The sequence below is a fragment of the Anaerocolumna chitinilytica genome, assembly GCF_014218355.1.
Classification (GTDB): domain Bacteria; phylum Bacillota; class Clostridia; order Lachnospirales; family Lachnospiraceae; genus Anaerocolumna; species Anaerocolumna chitinilytica.
Genome location: NZ_AP023368.1, coordinates 2,955,732 through 2,979,785 on the forward strand (window position 1 = coordinate 2,955,732; position 24,054 = coordinate 2,979,785).

The following is a 24,054-nucleotide window of genomic DNA, read 5'->3' on the forward strand; positions in this document are numbered from 1 at the left end:
TTTCTGTCCCTTTAGTGGAATAAGGGTTCTCGAATAATCAAACAGAAAGAAATTCCCTGGGTCATCGTACGTTTCCATCTATTTACATCGAATGTATTTTATAATACTTTTCCTTTTAAAATAAAAGTAGTATAATAAATATTAGACTTTAAAATTGATTTCAAAATCATGAAAGGGGTTTACGTGAAAAACATCGGTACAGATAACAAAAACATGAATAATTCTTACAAAAAGAATACAACTACTAAAGCAATCGGAAAAACCACACAAAGTATTCATAAAAACAGCCAAAACATTAATAATAAGAAAAAAATCCAAAATACCGTACCAGCTTCCGACCCAATAACAGATTGGTTTTTTATGTCACCATCTGAGATTACCGCGAAAGAATTCTCCACCTTTATATCCTCCTTGAACTTAGGTGAGATTGATCTATGGGAAGAGATGGATATCCTTTCGCTTCAATTGGAGGATAAGACCAGTATAGACTTTGAAGGTCTAAAAGATGGTTTTCCGGATAAGAAAGACAGATTGTTTTTAGAGGAAAATGGCTACAAAACCGTATTTTCTGTTACCTTAAGCAATGACAGCAAACAAACAAGGGAAATGTTTAATGCCATTCTGGAACATTTTCCTGGCGGATTCTATGCAGATACAGCAGACTTTAAACCCAGTATTCTAGGCAGAAGGTAAAGGCAGGTAAACACATGAGGATGATACGAGGAATATTCGGCATGTTACTTGGAATGCTTCTTATCCTTGGTATTATGTTTATAACTTTAATCGTAAGAGAAGATAAGAATCGCGAAACCGTAAGTAAAGCAACTACAGCAAATTATCATCTGCAAATCCTTGTACAAAATACAGACGAATATTTCTGGCAATATTTTAAAGATGGCGCAAAAACGGCTGCGGAAGAAATGGGTGTATATGCAGAATTTGTTCCTATCGCCGGTAAAGACAGTGAAGCGATTAAAGACGCTGTGGAAAAAGGTATTTTCAGCGGAGTTAATGGTATCGCTCTGAAACCTGCCGATGCATTTGGCACCAAGGAAATCGCAAAAGAGGCGAAGGATAAGAACATTCCTCTGTTGATATATGAGAATGATAGTTATAATATTTCGGATCTGCCCATTGTAGGCTCAAACAGTTATACCATTGGAACTATGGCTGGAACCATGGGAGCTAAAGCTATCGGAAATGGAACGAAGGCTGTCATTATTATGAACGAAGCTGGAGAAGAAGGCGATATTTCCTATCGAAACCTTAGTATACAGGGTATTGCAGAATCTTTTTCCTTAAAGGGAAATATTGAGATTGAAGAGATTTATACCTTAAAGCAAAATATGTTTGATGTAGAGAAGGTAGCATACTCTATCATCACCAAACATAAGGATGTGAATCTGATTATATGCCTGGATGAAAAGAGTACTCCGGGTGTAGCTCAGGTTTTAGTAGATAATAACCTTGTAGGTGATATCAAGCTGGTAGGTTATGGAAGTATGCCGCTGACACTGGATTATGTTGAGAGAGGTGTTATATACGGAACCGTAAGCCCTGATGCTTATAAGATTGGCTATTATACGGTAAAACAATTAGCCCAGGAGTTAAATGGGGTACAAATAAGTAATTACAAGAGTACCCCTCTATATTCAATAGATGAATCTAATGTGGCAAGTTTTTATAGTGGAGCAGTGAAAAAGGATGGTGGAGAATGAAGAATAGAAAAAGACGGGATTTATCCTATCGCACAAAGCTTACCAGCTTCTTTCTTCTTGCAACTGCTATTACCATAATTGTTGGTCTTTATAATTATATTTCTTCACGTATGTTAATGGAGGATATGACGGACCTTCTGAACAAGAGTCAGGAACTTACCGCTCTTTATAAAGAGGTAGATGAGATACAAAACGATCTGGAGGTATACTTGTCCACCAGAAGTTCCGAAAGTTTACAGTCTTTCTATAATCACAGTAATTCCATTAGCTCCGATAATGATATTCTAAAGCAGGATGCTGAATATTCTGACAGAGGTGTCCGGATTATGAATCTGACCGGAATGATTGAGCATTACCTAAAGACCTTAGATGAAACAATAGTAGACAAGCGAAACCGTAAAATCAGTGATTACACCAAGGGGTACCAGCAAGCTGTAAAAGAATATAATTTTATCGGAAGCTACATCAAGGAAATTATGAGCTCGGATTTAAGCGACAGCGCTCAGAGATATCAGGAAATACAGACAGAAGCAAATAATAGTACTGTTTTAAGTTACACCATGTTCGGTATTAGCTTTGCTTTGATTCTTGTTATCATAGTTCTATTCAGTTACGAAATTACAAGACCGATTACAAAGCTTTCTTCTTATGCCAAGGAAGTTTCAGAGGGTAACTTTGAAGTAGATATAACGGAAGAAGGTACCAGCAGTGAGATAAGAGTTCTTTACCGTGCTTTTAGTAAGATGACGAAAAGTATCAGAGAATATATTAATGAGTTAAAGGAAAAGGAGCGCTTGGAACGTGTTCTGATTCAGGAGAAGTATGATAATCTGAAGATGAAGAATGCTTTACATGAAGCCGAACTTCTTGCCCTTCAATCTCAGGTCAACCCTCATTTCATCTTTAATTCTATCAATATTGGAGCAAAGGTTGCCATGCTTCAGGGAGATAGTGTAACTTGTGAATACCTGGAGAATTTTGCTGATATCTTCCGTTATAATCTAAAAGGCCTTGATTATAATGCTACTTTATCGGAAGAAGTTAATAATGTTTCCTCCTATATGAGCCTTTTAACAACCCGCTTCGGGGATTTTGTCACCTTTCATATGGACATACCGGAGGACCCTGATATCTTGGAATTTAAGATGCCAAGAATGACCCTGCAGCCTCTGACGGAAAATGCTTACATCCATGGAATCAGTAAATTGGAAGAAGGCGGGCGGATTGAGCTTAAAGTCATAAAAGAAAAAGGCCGTGTAGTTATTGAAGTTTCAAACTCCGGTGATCATTTTCCAAAAGAAGCAATTGAGCGAATTCTTGGCAGGAGTAAAAAGGTTGAGAAAAGCCATGGACAAAAAGGTCATACCACGGGTATCGGCATGGATAATGTATTGAAACGGCTGCGATTATTCTATGATAAAAAAGATGTAATGAATATCGTCAGCAAAGACGGCGTTACAAAAGTTATATTGCTGTTGCCTATTAACAACAAGAGAGAAGTGGATAACAATCAATATGAGAATGCGATATAAGGTGTTAGTAGTGGATGATGAGCCGATTGCGGTAGAATCTGTCATATACATGCTAAACAAAAATTTTGGAGAAATTGAAATATGCGGAAGTGCCAGATCCGGTAAAGATGCTATTGAAAAGGCTTATAATCTCCATCCGGATATCATAATCATGGATATAAATATGCCGGGTATTAATGGATTGGAAGCCATGAAGCAGATTCGCGGGGTTAATCCGAATGTACTTTTTATCATTATGTCTGCTTTCGATTATTTTGATTATGCGGTAGAAGCACTAAATCTCGGCGTAGTAGAGTATCTTTTGAAACCGGTAAAAGAAGTTACCCTTACAGAGACGATGACAAAGGCACTGGAGCAAATCCGGGTTAGAGAGACTAATATCCAAAAGACTCTTGAACAGCAGGAACGTATGGAGATGATTATTCCTGTGCTGGAGACCGGTTTTATGAATTCCCTCTGCCTTTATTCCGGCAGCACCGAAGAACTGAAGAGCTACTGTCAGTTATTTGGATTTATGAATGGCGGCGGTTATGTGATGGCTCTGGAATTCGGACAGAAAAAAAGTCATAAAATCGAGAATAAGATAGGTGCCGGTGTCTACGGCGAAAAGATGTACGGTGAATATAAGAAGATTATCCAATCAAGGCTAAAGGCTATCGTTGGTCCCATTATGTTAAACCGTATTATTGTCTATGTATTTGATGAAAATAAAACACAGGATTACGAACAGAAAAGCCATTCCGTCGAGGAAGCAGGCAGAATTCTGGAAAGAGCAATAAGAATATACCCGGATATCTTTATTGGTATCGGGCGCTACTATGAAAATATTGAAGAAGCAAAAAAGTCCTATCAGGAAGCTTTATTTGCACTGGGGGTTCTCACAAGTGATAAAGAAGGGGAAGAAGCTCAGATTCTTCATGTAGATGATATCCTTGAAAGAATTGAATATACAGACAGTGATTATGAAGACCAGCTGGAAGAAATCTGCCTTCATGCCGCTGAACAGGAGGAAAATGAATTAACCGCATTATTTCATGAAGTATACGGCAAAATGTCTAGGGATAGTTCTATGACCTTAGAAGTGGTGAAAAACAGCATGATAGGATTGGTAACAAGCTTTGCCTCAAGATGGAAAAGTGCTGTCGGAAATTATTATGACGTTTTAAAAGATATAATTGGTACTGAAAGCAAAGACAGACTTTATACAATTGTCAGAAACTTTCTTGAAAGAACCGCAGGCAGAATTCAAGAAGGCCGAAAGATAAAGGTAAATTCCATAATCGATAAAGCCAACAAATACATGCAGCAAAACTTTGCCAGGGAGATATCTCTGGAAGAGGTTGCAAGAGAGGTGAATCTTAGCCCTTATTATTTCAGCCGGTTTTATAAAGAAGAAACCGGAGTTAATTTCAGCGACCGTCTTACAGAAATCCGTATGGAAACAGCAAAAGAGCTTTTAAAGAAAGATGAGTATACCATTAAAGATGTATGCTATATGACAGGTTATACCGAGCCAAATTACTTTTCTAAGATATTTAAGAAAGTTACAGGAGCTACTCCTACGGAGTACAAAAGATTATTTGGCGATTAGCAGGAAATGAAATGTTTTTCTGTAGAAGTTTACGTCTGAAAATCCTCAGTGTAAACTTAAGTTGTATAAAAGTAGGCAGGTATTAAAGGAGGAGGAAATATGCAAAGGAGCTTACTTACAAGGGTTGCAGCATTGGGGTTGACATTTGTTATTCTGTTTTTAAGCGTGGGGTGCGAAAAAAAAGAGGATAGAAGAGTAATACCAAAGGAAGACAAAAAAATGGTAGTGGGATTCTCCCTTGGAACATTAATGGAGGACCGCTGGATCAGGGACCGGGACATCTTTATTTCCAAAGCTGAGCAGGAAAATATTGAAGTTATCGTCAATAATGCTAACAAAGATTCTGATCTGCAATATCAGCAGGTGAAAACAATGTTAAACCAAGGTATTGATGTCCTTGTTATTGCGCCGAACGATTGTAATACAGAAGCCAGGTGTGTGAAAGCAGCAAAGGAAAAAAAGATTCCCGTTATCTCTTATGACAGGCTGGTATCCAATAGCAATGTGGATGTCTATATATCCTTTGACAATTACCAGGTAGGACAGATTATGGCCGAATACCTGACTAAAAATGTACCGAAAGGCGGATATATTATTATTGGCGGTTCAGAAAATGACAGCAACAGTAAGATGCTTTATGACGGGGCCATGAAAGTCCTTGACCCCTTTATTGAAAAAGGAAACATCAGAATTCTTGACAAGACTTGGATAGACGGCTGGATAAGAGAAAGTGCATATGACTTCATGCGTAAGGACCTAAAAAACTATAAAAATGACGTCAAAGCTGTTATCTGCGGCAATGATTCATTGGCCTGGGGTGCAATTGATGCATTATCCGAGGCTCAGATTGCAGAGAAAGTTCAAGTAGCCGGACAAGATGCTGACCTGGTAGCCTGTCAGAGAATCGTAACCGGAAAGCAGGCACTTACAGTTTACAAACCAATCAAAAATTTAGTAGAAAAGACTGTTGAAGTATGTATGCAGCTATACAAAGGTGAAAAGGTTAAGACGGATAATTTTCTCAATGACGGCACCTATGATGTTCCCTATATCTTTATCGGTGTACAGGCAGTCACTAAGGATAATATTAATGATACAGTAATTAAAGACGGCTTTCACTTGTATGAGGATGTCTATCAAACTGAATAAAATGCACAACTATGCATTATAATGAAGTTATCGAAAAAGGCTGAAAATTCAGCCTTTTTTCTTTTCTGTTTCCGCTTAGACAAAGATTTTGTTATGTATTCCTGATAAGGAATTACGGAACTGCATTATTTTGCTCTGTAAATTATTGAGCGCAATATTTTACCCTTTACATATATTGGAAGCTTTATCTGCGCAATAAAGTAATACTACACAACAATTCAGTTCATTGTTAATTTTTTTTGTATATAGTAACATATGGATGTAACAAATAGAGCAGAACTTACCATCAACATTGAAAGTGTAAGGTAGTATAGAAACACATATTTCCTGCACATACTGGAGAAGCAATGATTACTTTTTGGTAAGCAAAAGCAAAAACTATGAAAAAGAAGGGCGGAATGAATTTATGAAAAAAATGATAGCAGTGCTGTTATGCCTTATGATGGTAGTGTCATTGGCAGGGTGCGGCACCAAAGACAGCTCAGGCAGCAAGGGCGGAAAAGTAGATGTAGGTATCGTACTTCCTACAAAGGATGAACCCAGATGGTTACAGGACAAGGCAAAATTCGAAGAAGTAATCAAGAAATCCAACAAATCTGTAGAAGTTTTATTCAGCCAGGGTTCCTCAGCTAATGAGAAAACAAACGTTGAAACTTTAATCAATAAAGGTATCAAAGTATTAATTATCTGTGCTCAGGATGCTGCTGCCGCAGCAGAAACTGTGAAAGAAGCAAAAGATGCCGGAATAACAGTTATCGCATATGACAGATTAATCACCGGAACCGATGCAGTTGATTATTATGTAACTTTCGACAGCTTAGCTGTTGGTGCTGCTATGGGTCAGTATCTTGCTGACAATGCAACCGGTACTGGAAATCCTCTTTATCTGTATGCAGGTGCTGCAACCGATAACAACGCTTTCCTTTTCTTCCAGGGTGCATGGAATATTTTACAGCCTAAGATTGCTGACGGAACATTCGTAATCAAGAATTCCTCAGAAGCTGTTGGCTTACAGGCAACGAAAGATCTCTCCCATGAGCAGTTAGCATCCATTATCGGACAGGTAACTACCAACTGGGATTTCAATGAAGCAAAATCCAAAGCAGAAGCTCACTTAACAGCAGTTACTGCAGCTGATAAAGGCAAATGCTATGTATTAGCTCCTAACGATGGTACAGCACGTTCTATCGCTGATGTATTTGCAGCAGATGCAGATGTTTCTCAGTACTTCATTACCGGACAGGATTCTGAAAAAGCTTCCGTTCAGTATGTAATCGACGGAAAACAGTCCATGACAGTATTTAAAGATACACGTACACTTGCAACAGATGCTATGAATATGGCTATTTCCGTAATCGACGGAAAAACACCTGCTACAGATACTACTTATAACAACGGAAATAAAGATGTTCCTGCTAAACAGACACCTATCGTTGTTGTAACAAAGGATAATGTAAAAGCAGCATTAATTGATTCCGGATACTATCAGGCATCTGATTTTACAGGATTACAATAATTCATTAAGAACCGGCTAAAAGGGCAAGTTAGTAAGGGAACGCCTGAACGAGTGACCTGCCCTTTTACCGGTTAATTTCATGAAATACTATACTTATCGGAACTAAAAGTCAATGAAAAATAGAAGAGAAAGATGGGTGAAAGAATGAGTGACTATATTTTAGAAATGCGGAATATTGTCAAAGAATTTCCCGGTGTAAAAGCTTTGAGCAATGTTAATTTCAAAGTTAAACGCGGAGAAATTCATTGCCTTGTCGGGGAAAACGGAGCCGGCAAGTCCACCCTCATGAAGGTATTATCAGGGGTATACCCCTTCGGCACCTATGGCGGTGATATCGTTTATAACGGAGATATTGTACAGTTTAAATCTATTGCAGACAGTGAGACTGCAGGTATAGCAATTATTTATCAGGAGCTTGCATTAATTCCTGAACTTAGTGTTTATGAGAATATATACTTCGGACATGAAATCATGGAAGGAAGATTAATTAACTGGAACCAGACAATCGTAGAAGCCAGTAAAATGCTGAAAAAGGTAAGGTTAAATATTAATCCTTCTACTAAAATAAAGGATTTAGGTGTTGGTAACAGACAGCTCGTAGAAATAGCAAAGGCTTTAAGCAAGAATGTAAAGTTGTTAATTCTGGATGAACCAACAGCAGCATTAAATGAAGATGACAGTGCCAATCTTCTTGACCTGTTAAGAGAATTAAAAGAGCAGGGTGTTACCAGTATTATGATATCCCATAAATTAAAAGAAATTGTATCCATCGCAGATACAGTAACTGTATTAAGAGACGGTTCCACAATCTGTTCCATCGATGCAAAGGAACAGACGATTACGGAGCAGGATATTATCAAATACATGGTAGGAAGAGAAATAGAAAATATCTATCCTAAGAGAGAGAAATACCAGGGAGGAGAAGTATGTCTTGAGGTTAAGAACTGGACAGTAACTGACCAGGAAGCCGGCAGAGAAATCCTTCATGATGTTAATATAAAAGTTCGTAAAGGTGAAATCGTAGGAATTGCAGGACTTATGGGTGCGGGCAGAACAGAATTTGCCTTAAGTATCTTCGGTAATACTCCCGGCTACAAGATTTCAAGCGGACAGGTATTTGTAGATGGTAAAGAAAAGCAGTTAAAACACCCAAGGGAAGCCATGGATGCCGGTATTGCTTATGTAACTGAAGACAGAAAAGGAAATGGTCTTGTTCTTATCCAGGACATTAAATATAACACAACGATTGCCAATCTTGATAAATTAACAGAAGGCCTTGTCATTAACGAAAACGAAGAGATTACAGTTGCAAATGATCTCAAGAAGTCCATTGGTATAAAGGCTCCTTCCATTAAGCAATATGTCGGAAATTTAAGCGGTGGTAATCAGCAGAAGGTTTCCCTTGCTAAATGGCTCTTTGTTGGACCCAAGGTATTAATCCTTGACGAGCCTACAAGAGGTATTGATGTAGGTGCGAAATTCGAAATCTATTCCTTAATGAATCGTTTGGTGGAAGAGGGTATGAGCATCATTATGATTTCTTCTGAACTTCTTGAGGTACTTGGTATGAGTGATAGAATCTACGTAATGTCAGAAGGTACTATAACCGGAGAAGTATTGGCAGAAGAGGCAACAGAACAGAAAATCATGGCAATGGCTACAAGAGTAAAGTAGGAAAATAAAAAGCATTTTTCTACACAAATTAATGCAGACATTATATTCACAGATTGTCAGCAGGACGGAGGATTAGTATGAACGAAAACAGCAAGGCTAAAATGTCCCTTGGTACAGAGATTGCTACTATGTTAAAAAGCAATATCAGGGATTACGCCATGTATATCGCTTTAGTAGTTATTTTTATTTTCTTTGGAATCAAAACTAGCGGATTATTTTTATCATCTAGAAATTTATCCGATTTAATTAATCAAACAGGTTATGTAGCAGTACTTGCTATTGGTATGACCATTATACTTATTATTAAACACATTGACTTATCCGTTGGATATGTAGCAGGTTTCCTTGGTGCTGTATCAGCGATCTTATTAAAAACAGGACTGAATGTATGGTTGGTAATTCCCATTATCATGTGTCTTGGTATTGTGGTTGGTATCTATCAGGGATTCTTAGTATCTAAAATAGGCGTTCCTGCCTTTGTAACCACACTTGCCGGTATGTTTATCTTTAGAGGTCTTCTTTCCCTGGTTACACAAGGAACCGGAACGATTATTGTATCCGATAAGACTTTTAAAGCCCTTTCCAACGGATTTATACCTTCCATCTTTAACATTGGAAATATTCACGGCCTGACTCTTCTTATTGGTATTGTAGCTGTAATTCTTATGACATACAGCCAGTTTAAATCCAGAAAGAACATGCAAAAATACAATTTCCAAGTTAGTTCCACTCCGATATTTTTCTTTAAGATTGCCTTTATAACCTTGATTATTATTGTAATCTTTTCCATCCTTGCAGGATATAAAGGTGTGCCTTGGACAGCAGTTATCGTTGGAACCGTATTATTCATTTATAATTTTATGTTAAACAAAACGAAACTTGGCAGATATATCTATGGTATCGGCGGAAATGCTGAAGCTGCAGAGTTATCCGGTGTTAATGTTAAGAAAATTACATTCTTTGCTTTTGCATCCATGAGTATGTTAGCTGCTTTAGCAGGAATGCTTTATACCTCAAGACTTTCCTCCGCAACTCCCCAGGCCGGTCTTGGTTTCGAACTTGACGCCATTGCTTCTTCTTACATCGGCGGTGTATCTGTTAATGGTGGTATTGGTCGTGTAACCAATACGATAATCGGTGCTTTGGTTATCATGTCCCTTACAAATGGTATGAACCTTATGGGTGTGGATATTTCATACCAGTATATTGTAAAGGGTGCTATCTTTATCTTAGCTGTTGCTTTTGATGTAAGAACAAGAGGCAGAAGAAAATAATTTTAGTAACTTTGAATAAGACTTTTTTTAAGAAGACTGTAAGATTAATAAATAATCCTGCAGTCTTCTTTTTTCATTTAATTTACTGGAGGAATATGGTATAATAAAATTACAAATTATACTGAAAGACGGAGGTGTTATATATGGTTATATCGATTGCATGGTGGATCATTGCTGTAATCTTTTTTGTATTAGCTTTTTTCACTTACCGAAGTAAAAAGCCTGTCAGTATTTATTCCAATATAAAGGCACCGGATATAGAAAGAATCACTGATTTAAAGGCTTATAACAAAGCGGTTGGAAAATTATTGGCTGGATATGCCCTGCTTCAAGCCTTGACTGGAATACTGCTCCTGAATGCAACTAAGAAAGAAATAGAGTTCCTTATTATATTCTCCACCTTCTTTGGAGCGATTCTTATGATCATTTTATACGAAGCGATTGTTGCAGATAAGTATATTAAAAAGGATGGAGAGCACTGATGAAAAACAGGAAAGAAGTCATAGATTATTGTATGACTTTTAAAGATGTTTATGAAGATTATCCTTTTCATGATGAGAACTGGACGATTATGCGCTGTAAAGATAACAAAAAAATCTTTGCCTGTATCTTTTTGCGTGGAGATGATATATGGGTGAACATTAAAGCTTCTCCGGAATGGATTGACTTTTGGAGAAATGCCTGGTCATCGGTCATTCCAGCTTACCATATGAATAAGAATCATTGGAATTCTCTTATCTTAAATGGAGTAATTCCGGAACAAGATATAAAACGAATGATTGCAGAAAGTTATGATTTAGTAAAACCTAAGGGTAAACAAAAAAGTAAACGTGTAACAGAAAATAGATAAAAATTATACTTGACAATCATATCCAAAAGCAATATACTTAGGTAAATTAAAGCGTTAAACCGATGAACAAGAGAAGTAGGTAATGAAGTGCCTTACAGAGAGCGGCTTACTGGTGGAAGAGCGGCAGGGAGATAATTACTGAATGGACTTGTGAGGGTGACTCGAACGCAGTGAGCACTGTAAGTAGACGTCAACGGGAACCTCAACCGTTATCAGCGAGGTGTATATGATAGTATACAAACTGAGTGGATGCAATAGCATCAATATGGGTGGTACCGCAGAGAGTAGTCTTTGTCCCTTAAGTTTTAGGGATGGAGGCTTTTTTTATTGCTCTTTTTTGAATTTAGCCGCCCGTTTTACCCCTATTGGAATTCTTTATAATCGTTCTCTATTAAAGGAGGTATCTATGGTTACAAGTTATGAAGAGGTCTCAAAATATGAGACAGAATACAGCTTTATTCCCATATGCAAAGAAATATTATCGGATATGCTAACGCCTATTCTACTGCTGAAAAGATTCGCAGATTCAAGTGATAACTTCTTTCTTTTAGAGAGTGTAGAAGGGGGAGAACACTTTGGAAGATACTCCTTTTTAGGAGTACATCCATCCCTAAGGTTATTCGCCAAAGAAGGCAAAGCAGTTAGAATAACTGATTTAGTCGAACAAACACTGACTGTCACACCTGTTGAAGCACTTCGAAATCTTTTAGAAGAATATAAATCTCCAAAGATATCTGGAATGCCCACCTTTACCGGTGGAATGGTAGGTTACTTTTCTTATGAAATGATCGGCTATGCGGAGCCGAAACTAAGATTGAAACCGAGTAATTTTTACGATTATGATCTTTCCCTTTTTGATAAACTCATCGTATTTGACCATCTGAAGCAAAAAATAATGGTCATTGCCAATTACAGGGCAAGAGATGGGATAAAGGGATATGAACAAGCAGTAAAAAACATTGATACTATGATTACCCGTATATTTAACAATACTCCTCTTCCGGATCTTTCACCGGAAACGATCGGCGAATTTATCTGTAATACCTCTAAGGATAAATACTATGAAATGGTGGAAAGAACCAAGCAGTATATCCGGGAGGGAGATATTTTTCAAGGAGTTATTTCCAGAAGATTTGAAGCCGCATATAAGGGCAGTCTTCTTAATGCATACCGAATTCTTCGTACTACCAATCCATCCCCATATATGTATTTTATACAATGCGAGGATTTACAGATTGCCGGTACGTCACCGGAAACTATGATAAAGTTGGAGAATAAAAAGCTTACAACCTTTCCGGTTGCAGGTACCAGACCCAGAGGCAAGACAAAAGAAGAAGATAATTCTCTGGAAGAAGAGCTTTTACATGACGAGAAAGAGTTATCTGAGCACAACATGCTTGTTGACCTGGCAAGAAACGATGTGGGACGTATTGCAGAGTATGGGACCGTAATAGTAGAAGAATATATGAAGATACATCGTTTCTCAAAGGTAATGCATATTGCTTCCGTTGTCAGTGGAACATTACGTGAGGACAAAGACATTTGTGATACCATCAGTGCCTTACTGCCAGCAGGTACATTATCCGGAGCGCCAAAGTTTCGGGCCTGCGAAATTATTGATGAATTGGAGAAGGATGCAAGAGGCATCTACGGAGGAGCTATCGGATACCTTGATTTCTCCGGCAATTTAGACTTATGTATTGCTATTCGTACAGCAGTAAAAAAAGGGGATACTGTATATGTACAGGCAGGCGCCGGTATTGTAGCCGACAGTATCCCGGAGAAAGAATACGAGGAATGTGCTAACAAAGCAATGGCAGTCATGGATGCGGTAAAGAGAGCTGGGGAGGTAATGGATTATGATTTTACTCATTGATAATTATGACAGCTTTTCCTACAATCTGGTGCAGTTAATCGGAAGTATTATAAAGGAAAAATCCATTATAGAGAATAAGGCGCCGGAAGAAATCCTGGTTATCCGAAATGATGAAATGACGGCGGAGGATATTAAGAAACTTAATCCTTCTCATATAATTATTTCTCCGGGTCCTGGCAGACCAGCTGATGCAGGAATTTGTGAGGATGCCGTAAAAGTATTAAAAGGCCAAATCCCAATTCTTGGAGTATGCCTTGGACATCAAGGTATCTGTGAAGCCTTTGGCGGAGTTATTACTTACGCCAATACATTGATGCATGGCAAACAGAGCCTGGTGAAGCTTGATACTATAAGCCCATTGTTTCAAGGGCTTAATGAAGAAATTATGGTTGGAAGATACCACTCTCTGGCAGTTTATCAGAATAATCTGCCTGATGAACTTACCATTATCGCAATGGCCTACGACGGAGATATTATGGCTGTAAAACATAGAGATTATGATATATATGGTGTGCAGTTCCATCCGGAATCCGTACTAACACCTAATGGTCGAAGGATAATGGAGAATTTCCTTGATATATGAACCTCTTTTATAGTTCATAATATAGTTTTAACAATACGTTCGATATACTCAATCAATTATGCTGGAAGTAGTTAGATTAAGATCTAAAATTAACTTTAGAAAATCAAATTATATAAATTATATATGGTTACAAGAAAGGAGTCAGGATGATTAAAGAAGCCATTTATAAACTAACGAATAAAGAGAATCTTACCTTTGAAATGTCAGAAGGTGTTATGGATGAAATCATGAGCGGAGAAGCCTCGGATATTCATATAGGTGCATATCTAACAGCTCTGCGCATGAAAGGTGAAACCATTGAAGAGATAACCGGCAGTGCGGCAGGCATGAGAAAACACTGTGTCAGGCTTCTTCACAATATGGATGTTCTGGAGATTGTGGGCACCGGCGGTGATGAAGCCTATACTTTTAACATCTCCACCACCTCTGCCCTTGTAGTATCGGCAGCAGGTATTCCAGTTGCCAAACATGGAAACCGTAGTGTTTCCAGTAAATGTGGTGCTGCGGACGTGCTTGAGGCATTGGGTGTAAATATTATGATAAGTCCTGCAAAAAGTGCAGAAATACTCTCTGAGACCGGAATATGTTTCATGTTTGCCCAGACCTATCATACTGCTATGAAGTATGCCTCTCCCGTAAGGAAAGAACTGGGCATCCGAACAATCTTTAATATCCTTGGCCCGCTGTCCAATCCGGCCGGCGCTAATATGCAGCTATTAGGAGTATTTGATGAAAACCTTGTAGAACCCCTTGCTCAAGTTTTAAACAATCTAGGTGTAAAACGCGCGATGGTAGTACACGGCAGAGACGGGATTGATGAGATTTCCTTAAGTGGGGAAACCTTCTGCTGTGAGATAAGAGATGGTCAACTTTCTACTTATATACTGACCCCGGAACAATTTGGTCTGAAAAAGTGTCTAAAAGAGGACTTAGTAGGCGGGGGACCGGAAGAAAATGCACGGATAACCAGGCAAATCCTCTCCGGGGAAAAAGGCCCAAAAAGAGATGCTGTACTATTGAATGCAGCTGCATGTATCTATCTTGTAAAAGACAATATCACCTTCAATGAGGCTGTAAAAATTGCTGAAGAAACCATAGACAGCAAAAAAGCCTTAGAACAATTGGAAGCTTTTATTAGGCTCTCTAATCAATAATACAGAAAGGATAAAGATGATTCTTGATACCATTGTCTCAGCAACAAAAATCAGAATTGAAAAGGAAAAACAGGAAATCCCTCTGAATACCATAGAAGATTTGGCACAAAAAATGCCCCGGCTCGAAAACTATCCCTTTGAAGCTGCTTTGAGAAAAGATCTCTTTCATTTTATCTGCGAAGTAAAGAAAGCTTCTCCTTCCAAAGGAGTTATTGCTGAGGATTTTCCATACCTCGCTATAGCGAGAGAATATGAAGAGGCCGGTGCAAGCTGTATATCAATTTTAACAGAACCTTATTTTTTTCTCGGAAAGGATATTTATTTGACAGAAATTCGAAAAACTGTCACCCTTCCATTACTTCGAAAAGACTTTATTCTTGAACCTTATCAGATATACCAGGCAAAAGTCATAGGTGCGGATGCCATACTCCTGATATGTTCTATATTGAATGACAAAGAACTAACAGAGTATCTTAACCTTTGTAAATACTTGGGTCTATCTGCTCTGGTGGAAGCACATGATGAGGTAGAAGTAAAAAGAGCTGTACATGCCGGTGCATCCATTGTAGGAGTAAATAATCGAAACTTAAAAACCTTTGATGTAGATGTAACTTTAAGCACTACTTTAAGAAAATACGCACCAGACAATATTCTTTTTGTTGCAGAAAGCGGAATTAAAACTGCAGAAGATATCCGTATCTTAAAGGAAAACAAAGTAAATGCAGCCCTTATCGGAGAGACTTTTATGAGAACTTCGGATAAAAAACAGAAGTTAGCGGAATTAAGAGGTGAAGCAATTAATGGCAAAGGTTAAAATATGCGGACTTACCAGAGAAGAAGACATAAATATAGTTAACTACTATCAGCCGGATTATATTGGTTTTGTCTTCGCAGAGAGTAAGAGAAAGGTTACCAAAGAAAAAGCTGCCAGATTAAAGAGGCAGCTGGATACAAATATTCAAGCAGTGGGAGTGTTTGTTAATACGCCTATTCAGGATATTTTGGACCTTTGCAATGAAAATATTATTGATATGATACAACTCCATGGTAATGAAAAGGAAGATTATATACTTGAACTAAAAAATAAGCTGCCGCATCCAATAATAAAAGCGCTCAGACCTGACTCAAAAGAGAACATTGAAAAAAGCCTCACTTTACCCTCGGATTATCTCCTTGTTGATACTTATATAGAAGGACAGTTCGGAGGCAGTGGAAGGACTTTTGACTGGAGTATCCTTCCTGGGAAGGCAGAAAAAATCTTTCTGGCAGGAGGCTTAAACGCTGGTAATGCCGAAGATGCTATATTAACCTGCCGTCCATACTGCTTGGATGTGAGCAGTGGAGTAGAAACAGATGGATTAAAGGATGCCCTTAAAGTCAAAGCATTTATAGACATTGTAAGAAATGTAACCCAAAATATTAATTAAAACGGAAGAATAGCATTAGACTATTTCTATGGGATATATTTTAAGTTCTATATGAAATTATTATGGATTATCCCGAAATTTTAAGTAACATATCACAACAAAAAGACTGAGAGAAAAAAATCAAGAAAGGAAGCCATCGAAGTTCTTTCAGCTTCTTATATGGCGGTACCGTATATTCGGTACCAGATGATGATAAGATGAAAAAAGGCAGATTTTTAGAATATGGAGGCCAATACGTACCGGAAACACTGATGAATGCAGTGAATGAATTGGAGGAGGCCTATGAGCATTATAAAAATGACCCTGAATTTGTAAACGAACTTGAGGAGTTATACCGAAATTATGCAGGAAGACCTTCCCTTTTGTATTATGCAGAGAAGATGAGTAAAGATTTAGGCGGAGCCAGAATTTACTTAAAAAGAGAAGATTTGAACCATACCGGTTCTCATAAAATTAATAATGTACTTGGGCAGGTACTTTTAGCGAAAAAGATGGGAAAGAAAAGGGTTATCGCAGAAACCGGTGCCGGACAGCACGGAGTAGCCACCGCCACAGCAGCAGCTCTTATGGGCTTGGAATGTGAAATCTTTATGGGAAAGGAAGATACGGACAGACAGGTTTTAAATGTATATCGTATGGAACTCTTAGGTGCTAAGGTACATCCGGTGGAAAGTGGCACCCAAACCCTAAAGGATGCGGTAAATGAGACTATGCGGGAATGGACGAAGAGAGTGGAAGATACCCATTATGTACTTGGGTCGGTTATGGGTCCCCATCCCTTTCCCACGATAGTACGGGATTTTCAGAAAATAATTGGCAAAGAAATAAAAGAACAATTAAAACTTCAGGAAGGCAGACTACCTGATGCAGTTATTGCCTGTGTAGGTGGAGGAAGTAATGCAATGGGCGCATTTTATGAGTTTATAGAAGACTCCTCCGTCCAGCTTATCGGTTGTGAAGCTGCCGGTCTTGGTGTTGATACTAAAAAGAATGCAGCTACCATAGCAAATGGTACGGAAGGAATTTTTCATGGTATGAAATCCTTGTTCTGTCAGGACGAGTATGGTCAGATTGCACCGGTGTATTCTATCTCTGCGGGTTTGGATTATCCCGGAATCGGCCCGGAGCATGCTATGCTATATAAGACAGGGAGAGCTTCTTATGTGCCTATCACCGACGAGGAAGCAGTTAGAGCTTTTGAATATCTATCCAGAACAGAAGGAATTATTCCGGCCATTGAAAGTGCCCATGCAGTCGCATATGCGAGAATTCTGGCTCCTCAGATGGAAAAAGATAAAATTATTGTAATTAATATATCCGGACGCGGTGATAAAGATGTAGCTGCTATTGCAAGATACAGGGGGGTTAATATCTATGAATAGAATAAAAAAGGCATTTTCTAATGGCAAAGCGTTTATAAGTTTTATTACCGGCGGAGACCCGGACTTAGAAACAACGAAAGAACTTATTCTTGCCATGGAAGAGGCAGGTGCCGACTTAATCGAAATCGGTATCCCCTTTTCCGATCCGATTGCAGAAGGAGCTGTTATTCAGGAGGCAAATGAAAGAGCTTTGTCGTCCGGCTGTACTACGGACAAACTTTTTGATGCAATCCATGAAATCAAAGAAAAAGTAAGCGTTCCCTTGGTATTTCTTACTTATATTAACCCCATTTATACCTATGGTAAAGAACGTTTCTTTAAAAGATGTGTAGAATGCGGCATAGACGGAATCATTGTACCCGACCTTCCCTTTGAAGAAAAGGAGGAGCTTTCACAAGAGAGCAGCAGATATGAAGTTAATTTAGTCTCACTGATAGCTCCTACCTCAAATGAAAGAATAAGGATGATTGCCTCACAAGCCGAAGGTTTTATCTATTGTGTTTCATCTCTTGGAGTAACAGGGGTTCGTACAGACATTCAAACGGATATTACCTCAATGATTTCAATGGTTCGTGAAGTTACAGATACCCCCTGCGCCATAGGCTTTGGTATATCAACCCCGGACCAGGCTAAGAAATTCGCAGCCCTTTCTGACGGTGCTATTGTTGGCAGTGCCATTGTAAAGCTGGTTGCACAATACGGAAAAGAAAGTATTGAGCCGGTAAAAACATATGTAAGAGATATGAAAGCAGCTGTTAGTAAAGCATAAGACCACCTGTTAATCTGTCTATCTCGAAAAGGCTATTACTTATTTAAGGTGGATACCGGTTCATAATAGCTTCTGTTTAAAGATAAATATGCTTTAAATATAAAGGAAGGTAAGCTTATCAACATCAAGCCTTACCTTCCTTTATATTTAGCCTAACTAATGTCCCTTATGCTTATTTTTCCTTTTTTGCTGATGTAACAAGAACTGCCGGTTTTCTTCCTCTTCCTTTTGCTGGCGGGAATGACTTTTTCGAACTGTTTTGTTCTCTTCTTGTTGAAGCTTTAAAACCTGCTTAGCTTTTGATGGAAATCCTCTATCACGAAGTTCTTTATTAATTATTCGCTTCAAACGTTTTGGATTTACGCGGCTATCAGACTTTCTTTCAGTTTTCATGGATGGGCTAAATCGAAAACCACTATAATGATTTAGAAGAAAGGCAAAAATCTCATAATCTTTTGGCTCTGAACCAAAAATCATCCTGCAAGCTTCATATTTACCTTCATTTTCTCTTTCATAAATTCCTAACCAGAACGGGTCTTCAAATAAGACAGTAAGCTTTGATACAACTGTATCCATAATAACTCCTCCTTTTGTTTTGTATCACAAAGAGCGGACAACCAAGGAGGCAGGTTACTGACAGCATACGCTGCGCCCGGACTACCAACCGGGACTGTGTTTTTATCTTTGTACAAAAGGATTATATATTAAAACGACTTTTAATGCCAGACATATTATACTAATTATAGCAAAAATAATCTTAGAATTTTATCTCAGATGTGATAAAGTTACAGTTATATTTATAAACTCGGATATACTAATATCATCACTTATAAGTAAAAAGGAGGATATTATATATATGCTTGATTTTTTAAGAAAAACAGAGGTAACATCCATTCATGTAAACGATATTGAGAATCTTTTAGGAAAAATTGAATTATTTGATATCAGAGAACCGTATGAGTACAAAACCGGCAGCCTTAAATCTTCTAAAAATATTCCTATGGACAAGTTACTGAATACTCCTGAGAAATTTATGGACAAGGAGAAGGAGTACTATATCATTTGTCAATCCGGCGGCAGAAGTATGGCTACTTCCAAAGCACTTACAAAGGCCGGATATAAGGTTATCAATGTAGCAGGAGGTGTTGGATCTTATGTCGGAACAAAGAGACACTAATATGATAGAAAGGGTCGTAATGAAAATAACAGTATAGGGTAGATTAATGATGTTTTGTATTGTAGCTAAGAAAATTAGCAGCCAGCATACCACTATATAAAGCTCCCTGCATCCAGCCATGCTTTGATGAGGTATGTTCTCCTGCAAAAAACATACGATTATTATATTCCGGTGTTAAACTATCATAGCCAAAATTCAGTAACTGTCCTGGAAGATTCGAAGAAAATGCACCTTTTGCGTAAGGTTCTTCATTCCAATTTATTGTCTTGTGGCCATCCACTAATTTATCCAGATATCCCATCGGAAGACCATGAACTTCCTCTACATTTCTTTTAATAAAATTAAATCGCTGTCTGTCTCCAAATCCACCAACCCTGACAGCGTCAAGTCCGATATTATAGGCAGCTGTCATCACACCGGGAGTGCCAGGAGAGCAATCCGCATCATCCGGACAAAATAAATGGTCCGTAGGATAGAAAATAGAACGTATTGGCAGATCCGTTGTTGAATAACCACCGTTCATTCTTCCGTAATCCGTATTTTCTTCCCAAAATCTATCTTTGCAGAAAAAGGCTGATTTTAATGCATTGTAATAATTTAATTCTCTGATAGCCTGCATTTTCTGATTGCAAAAAAATGGATTAATATCTATCGTTCGCAACATAGAAAATGGAATTGCACAAATCACATAATCAAATTCTTCCATTTGATCCTTTACTGATCTGGTATCATATCTAAGAGTAATGGAATCATTGGAAACCTGGTAAATACCGGTTACATAATGACCAAATTTAATTGTACAATTTCCGATAGTATCAGAAGCCTGGGTATATTCTTTCGGAGCTGTGCTTGTAAGAGAATCATAGAAAGCATATGGCAGATATTCCATACCGCCGGAAATCCGGTATATATTCATATAATCCAATGAATATTCTTCATTCAGATTCTCAAAATAATTACTTGCCAGAGAATCGCCTGTTAATGAATTTACACTGGCTAAAAGGGTAATAGCTCCTTGACTTAGTCCTAATCCTTCTAATATCTGACGTATACTATGATTAATATATGGATGAAGCTCAGGGTTATAATCAGGAAGAATCTGTAGCAGTTCTCTTCGGATATCCGGCGATAACGCTTTTAGAGGAGAAACAAAAGCATAATCGTTCAGTGCATTCCAAGAAGTATTTTTTTCTGCTTCTGTTAAATTATACAGTGGATAAAGATATTGTTCAATATTTGACCCATCCGGATCTCTGCGTATCCTTGTATTATGGGAGTAGATAAAATTATTTGGGTTACGCGCAGAAGACGGAACAGTAATTAGATTAAACATATTGATATAATGCCAGGTAGTCCCATGAGATACCGGTATTCTCATAGCGCCTAATTCTCCGTAATACTTCCTGTTTCTGTCAAAGTAATGGGTATAAACCCGGCCCCCTACACGATTATCACTGGCTTCCAGAATTGTAATATCAGCACCGGTTTTACGAAGTTCAAAAGCCGCTGACAAGCCCGCTAAACCTGCACCGATAATTCCGATCTTTACCCCTTTAAAATCTCCGTAATCTGCATATGCAGTTATATCCGGAGGCGGATTCAATAATTCAATAATATTTTCAAAATCCTCTGATCTGCCTGCGTTGCTTAAAGCATTCGCTAACATCTGATATCTTTGTGTATCCGTCGGATTAATGACGGGACCTGTCTGTGTATTTGCCATTATAATATTCCTGCTGTTTATCTTAGTGTAATGTATTTTAGAAGAATCAGAAATATTCTTATAATTACAGGGTTCTATTCCATATTAATTGAATGCAAAATATAAGAAAAGGAATTGTAATCAGAAAATTTCTATTGTATAATTTATTTAAAATTAATTAAATAATTATACATATAAAGGAAGGCTGTAAAATATGAAACTACTACAGGATAGAATCAGAAGAGACGGCGTCATCAAGAGCGGAAATGTATTAAAGGTGGACAGCTTCTTAAACCATCAGATGGATATAGAATTACTTAATGAAATTGGTAAGGAATTTAAGAGGATTTTCGAAGAATGTTCCATTAACAAGATACTTACCATAGAAGCTTCCGGCATAGGAATTGCTTGTATAACCGCCCAGTATTTCAAAGTTCCTGTAGTCTTCGCTAAAAAAGCACAGAGTATAAATATAGACGGTGCTGTATATTCTGCAAAAATTGAATCCTTCACCCATAAGAAAACCTATGATGTTATAGTATCCAAAAAATTTATTAGTTCGGAAGACAGAATCCTTATTATTGACGATTTCCTGGCAAATGGCTGTGCACTGGCCGGACTTATTGAAATCGTACGCAGTGCCGGTGCTTCCATTGAAGGTATCGGAATAGTAATAGAAAAAGGATTCCAAAGCGGCGGGGAGTTAATTCGTAATATGGGTGTAAAACTAGAATCCCTTGCAATTGTCGAAAGTATGAATGCAGAAGACGGTTCTATTGAATTTCGCGAATAATAATAATCAGGAATCCGCTTTTGAAAAAGAGCGGATTTTTTATGTACTGCATCTGTCATAATTCAAACAAATATGTGCCTGCGCCTGAAGTTGCAGGTTTTAGAAAGGCATGGTTAGAAAGATGAAACATATTTTTACCTATATAAAACCCTATGGTTTTCGCATGCTGATGGGCTTTCTGATAAAGGTACTTGGTACTTTTATGGATTTAGGATTACCATGGGTATTGGCGTATATTATTGATGAGGTTATACCTTTAAAAGAAATCAAGTACATACTGCTATGGGGTATCTTAATGCTGTTGTTATCCATAGGAGCCAGGCAATTTAATATCACAGCCAATCGTATGGCTTCCAGAGTAGCAGGCGATACAGTTAAGCGTCTTCGTCATGATTTATTCCTAAAGATAGAACAATTATCCGGGGCACAGGTAGATTTTATCTCTATTCCTTCCCTCATATCCAGAATGACTTCCGACACCTACAATATTCATCAAATGGTTGGAATGATGCAGCGGCTTGGTGTTAGAGCGCCTATCATACTAACAGGCGGAATGATCTTAACCTTCACTTTGGAACCGGTGCTTACTCTGGTATTAGTGGGCATTCTTCCCCTTCTTGCCATCACAGTATATATTGTTTCTAAAAAAGGAATTCCCTTATATGCAAAGAGTCAGGCGTCCGCTGATAAAATGGTTCGAATTGTCCGTGAAAATGTAAATGGTATTCGTGTAATTAAAGCCTTATCTAAGTCAGAACATGAAAAAATACGTTTTGAGAAATCAAATGAAGAAGTTGTAGCAAATGAATTAAAAGCCGGCTCCACAATGGCAATCATTAACCCTGTCATGAACCTTTTGTTAAACGGCGGTTTGACCTTAGTTGTTATAATCGGGGCATACCGTGTTAACAGTGGTGCCTCAGAAGTCGGTAAGATTGTCGCTTTTCTTTCATATTTTACCATGATCTTAAATGCTATGCTTATGATAACCAGAATCTTTGTTACTACATCAAAAGCCAATGCTTCAGCCAATCGTATCTTTGAAGTGCTTCACATGGAAGAAGACTTAAAAGTTCAAGAAGAATTACCGGAAGAAGAAAGCAACTCTCATATAGTTTTTCAAAATGTAAGCTTTTCTTACCCTCAAAGGAAGGAAGAAGAAGGCAATGACGAAGAGTCTACAAATGTAGAAAATATAGATTTTAAGATAAAAGCTGGTGAATCCTTAGGAATTATCGGCGCAACTGGTTCAGGAAAAACAACATTAATAAATCTTCTGCTGCGATTTTACGATATTGAAGCAGGAGGAATCTATATCAACGGTAAGAATGTAAAAAGCTATACCCTTAAGGAATTAAGAAGAAAATTCGGTGTAGTCTTCCAAAACGATGTTATTTTTGCTGATACAATATCCGGTAATATTGGATTTCACCGAGAACTTACAAAGGAAAGAATCCGTGAAGCTGCCAAAGACGCTCAAGCTGTCGAATTCATTGAGCAGCTTCAAACTTCTGATAATGACGGCTATGAATATGCCGCTGCAATAAAAGGAGCCAATTTAAGCGGAGGCCAGAAGCAAAGATTACTCATCGCAAGAGCCTTAGCCTCCCATCCGGAAATATTAGTATTAGATGATTCCTCTAGTGCCTTAGACTATAAAACAGATGCTAATCTAAGAACAGCCTTACGAGAGCATTATCAGAATACAACTACTATCATGATAGCTCAGAGAATCAGTTCAATTATGAATATGGATCATATTCTGGTTATGGAAGACGGCAAGATGATTGGTTATGGAAACCATGATGTGCTTTTACATAGCTGCTCCGTTTATAATGAGATATATCAATCCCAGATGGGAGAATAATAGAAAAAATGTACCTGGCG

General features: G+C 38.0%; 22 protein-coding genes and 1 other annotated feature. Of the genes, 20 read left to right on the top strand and 2 right to left on the bottom strand.

Annotated features, from left to right (window positions below; translation table 11 throughout):
• The first annotated feature begins 183 nt into the window (after positions 1-183).
• The 17 genes from bsdcttw_RS12795 to trpA all read left to right on the top strand — a co-directional run bounded on the left by bsdcttw_RS12795 (position 184) and on the right by trpA (position 18,495).
• Positions 184-693 (top strand): hypothetical protein, encoded by a 510-nt coding sequence (locus bsdcttw_RS12795; protein ID WP_185255260.1) that lies wholly within the window; start codon positions 184-186, stop codon positions 691-693.
• A gap of 14 nt (positions 694-707) precedes the next feature.
• Positions 708-1,718, top strand: a complete 1,011-nt coding sequence (locus tag bsdcttw_RS12800; protein WP_185255261.1) for a sugar ABC transporter substrate-binding protein — start codon at positions 708-710, stop codon at positions 1,716-1,718.
• Complete coding sequence (locus bsdcttw_RS12805) at positions 1,715-3,250, top strand: sensor histidine kinase (protein WP_185255262.1); 1,536 nt, start codon at positions 1,715-1,717, stop codon at positions 3,248-3,250. The genes bsdcttw_RS12800 and bsdcttw_RS12805 overlap by 4 nt, the downstream gene beginning before the upstream one ends.
• On the top strand, positions 3,234-4,841 hold the full coding sequence (locus bsdcttw_RS12810; protein WP_207726400.1) for a response regulator: 1,608 nt from the start codon (positions 3,234-3,236) through the stop codon (positions 4,839-4,841). Before bsdcttw_RS12805 ends, bsdcttw_RS12810 begins: the two co-directional genes overlap by 17 nt.
• 99 nt (positions 4,842-4,940) lie before the next feature.
• Positions 4,941-5,990 carry a sugar ABC transporter substrate-binding protein gene (locus tag bsdcttw_RS12815; protein WP_185255264.1) on the top strand — a complete coding sequence of 350 codons (1,050 nt, stop codon included), beginning with the start codon at positions 4,941-4,943 and terminating at the stop codon, positions 5,988-5,990.
• 406 nt (positions 5,991-6,396) lie between these two features.
• Positions 6,397-7,506 carry a substrate-binding domain-containing protein gene (locus bsdcttw_RS12820; RefSeq protein ID WP_185255265.1) on the top strand — a complete coding sequence of 370 codons (1,110 nt, stop codon included), beginning with the start codon at positions 6,397-6,399 and terminating at the stop codon, positions 7,504-7,506.
• Between the two features lie 144 nt (positions 7,507-7,650).
• Complete coding sequence (locus tag bsdcttw_RS12825; RefSeq protein ID WP_185259800.1) at positions 7,651-9,180, top strand: ATP-binding cassette domain-containing protein; 1,530 nt, start codon at positions 7,651-7,653, stop codon at positions 9,178-9,180.
• A 77-nt stretch (positions 9,181-9,257) separates the two neighbouring features.
• Positions 9,258-10,454, top strand: a complete 1,197-nt coding sequence (locus tag bsdcttw_RS12830; RefSeq protein ID WP_225903647.1) for a sugar ABC transporter permease — start codon at positions 9,258-9,260, stop codon at positions 10,452-10,454.
• Between the two features lie 143 nt (positions 10,455-10,597).
• Positions 10,598-10,936: a hypothetical protein gene (locus bsdcttw_RS12835; protein ID WP_185255266.1), complete on the top strand. Its 339-nt coding sequence runs from the start codon at positions 10,598-10,600 to the stop codon at positions 10,934-10,936.
• Positions 10,936-11,304: an MmcQ/YjbR family DNA-binding protein gene (locus tag bsdcttw_RS12840; RefSeq protein WP_185255267.1), complete on the top strand. Its 369-nt coding sequence runs from the start codon at positions 10,936-10,938 to the stop codon at positions 11,302-11,304. Before bsdcttw_RS12835 ends, bsdcttw_RS12840 begins: the two co-directional genes overlap by 1 nt.
• 53 nt (positions 11,305-11,357) lie before the next feature.
• Positions 11,358-11,606, top strand: a binding site (T-box leader).
• Between the two features lie 104 nt (positions 11,607-11,710).
• The gene (trpE, locus tag bsdcttw_RS12845) at positions 11,711-13,180 is read left to right on the top strand and encodes an anthranilate synthase component I (protein ID WP_185255268.1); all 1,470 of its coding nucleotides are present in this window, start codon (positions 11,711-11,713) and stop codon (positions 13,178-13,180) included.
• Positions 13,164-13,763 (top strand): anthranilate synthase component II, encoded by a 600-nt coding sequence (locus bsdcttw_RS12850; RefSeq protein WP_185255269.1) that lies wholly within the window; start codon positions 13,164-13,166, stop codon positions 13,761-13,763. The genes trpE and bsdcttw_RS12850 overlap by 17 nt, the downstream gene beginning before the upstream one ends.
• A gap of 146 nt (positions 13,764-13,909) precedes the next feature.
• Positions 13,910-14,917 (top strand): anthranilate phosphoribosyltransferase, encoded by a 1,008-nt coding sequence (gene trpD, locus bsdcttw_RS12855; protein ID WP_185255270.1) that lies wholly within the window; start codon positions 13,910-13,912, stop codon positions 14,915-14,917.
• 16 nt (positions 14,918-14,933) lie between these two features.
• Positions 14,934-15,731 (top strand): indole-3-glycerol phosphate synthase TrpC, encoded by a 798-nt coding sequence (trpC, locus tag bsdcttw_RS12860; protein WP_185255271.1) that lies wholly within the window; start codon positions 14,934-14,936, stop codon positions 15,729-15,731.
• Entirely contained in the window at positions 15,718-16,344 is a 627-nt protein-coding gene (locus bsdcttw_RS12865) for a phosphoribosylanthranilate isomerase (RefSeq protein WP_185255272.1), read from the top strand. The genes trpC and bsdcttw_RS12865 overlap by 14 nt, the downstream gene beginning before the upstream one ends.
• A gap of 197 nt (positions 16,345-16,541) precedes the next feature.
• Positions 16,542-17,726, top strand: a complete 1,185-nt coding sequence (trpB, locus tag bsdcttw_RS12870; protein WP_185255273.1) for a tryptophan synthase subunit beta — start codon at positions 16,542-16,544, stop codon at positions 17,724-17,726.
• A complete protein-coding gene (gene trpA / locus bsdcttw_RS12875; protein ID WP_185255274.1) occupies positions 17,719-18,495 on the top strand; it encodes a tryptophan synthase subunit alpha in 777 nt (258 codons plus the stop codon). The genes trpB and trpA overlap by 8 nt, the downstream gene beginning before the upstream one ends.
• A gap of 156 nt (positions 18,496-18,651) precedes the next feature.
• Here trpA and bsdcttw_RS12880 read toward each other — a convergent pair whose 3' ends face one another.
• The gene (locus bsdcttw_RS12880; RefSeq protein WP_185255275.1) at positions 18,652-19,071 is read right to left on the bottom strand and encodes a YjdF family protein; all 420 of its coding nucleotides are present in this window, start codon (positions 19,069-19,071) and stop codon (positions 18,652-18,654) included.
• A 280-nt stretch (positions 19,072-19,351) separates the two neighbouring features.
• Here bsdcttw_RS12880 and bsdcttw_RS12885 point away from each other — a divergent pair, with 280 nt between their 5' ends.
• Positions 19,352-19,672 (top strand): rhodanese-like domain-containing protein, encoded by a 321-nt coding sequence (locus bsdcttw_RS12885; RefSeq protein ID WP_185255276.1) that lies wholly within the window; start codon positions 19,352-19,354, stop codon positions 19,670-19,672.
• 43 nt (positions 19,673-19,715) lie between these two features.
• On the opposite strand, the gene bsdcttw_RS12890 is transcribed toward bsdcttw_RS12885, so the two are convergent.
• Positions 19,716-21,395 carry an FAD-dependent oxidoreductase gene (locus tag bsdcttw_RS12890; RefSeq protein WP_185255277.1) on the bottom strand — a complete coding sequence of 560 codons (1,680 nt, stop codon included), beginning with the start codon at positions 21,393-21,395 and terminating at the stop codon, positions 19,716-19,718.
• A 193-nt stretch (positions 21,396-21,588) separates the two neighbouring features.
• Here bsdcttw_RS12890 and bsdcttw_RS12895 point away from each other — a divergent pair, with 193 nt between their 5' ends.
• The gene (locus tag bsdcttw_RS12895; protein WP_185255278.1) at positions 21,589-22,167 is read left to right on the top strand and encodes a xanthine phosphoribosyltransferase; all 579 of its coding nucleotides are present in this window, start codon (positions 21,589-21,591) and stop codon (positions 22,165-22,167) included.
• A gap of 109 nt (positions 22,168-22,276) precedes the next feature.
• Positions 22,277-24,034, top strand: a complete 1,758-nt coding sequence (locus bsdcttw_RS12900) for an ABC transporter ATP-binding protein (RefSeq protein WP_225903648.1) — start codon at positions 22,277-22,279, stop codon at positions 24,032-24,034.
• Positions 24,035-24,054: the final 20 nt, after the last annotated feature.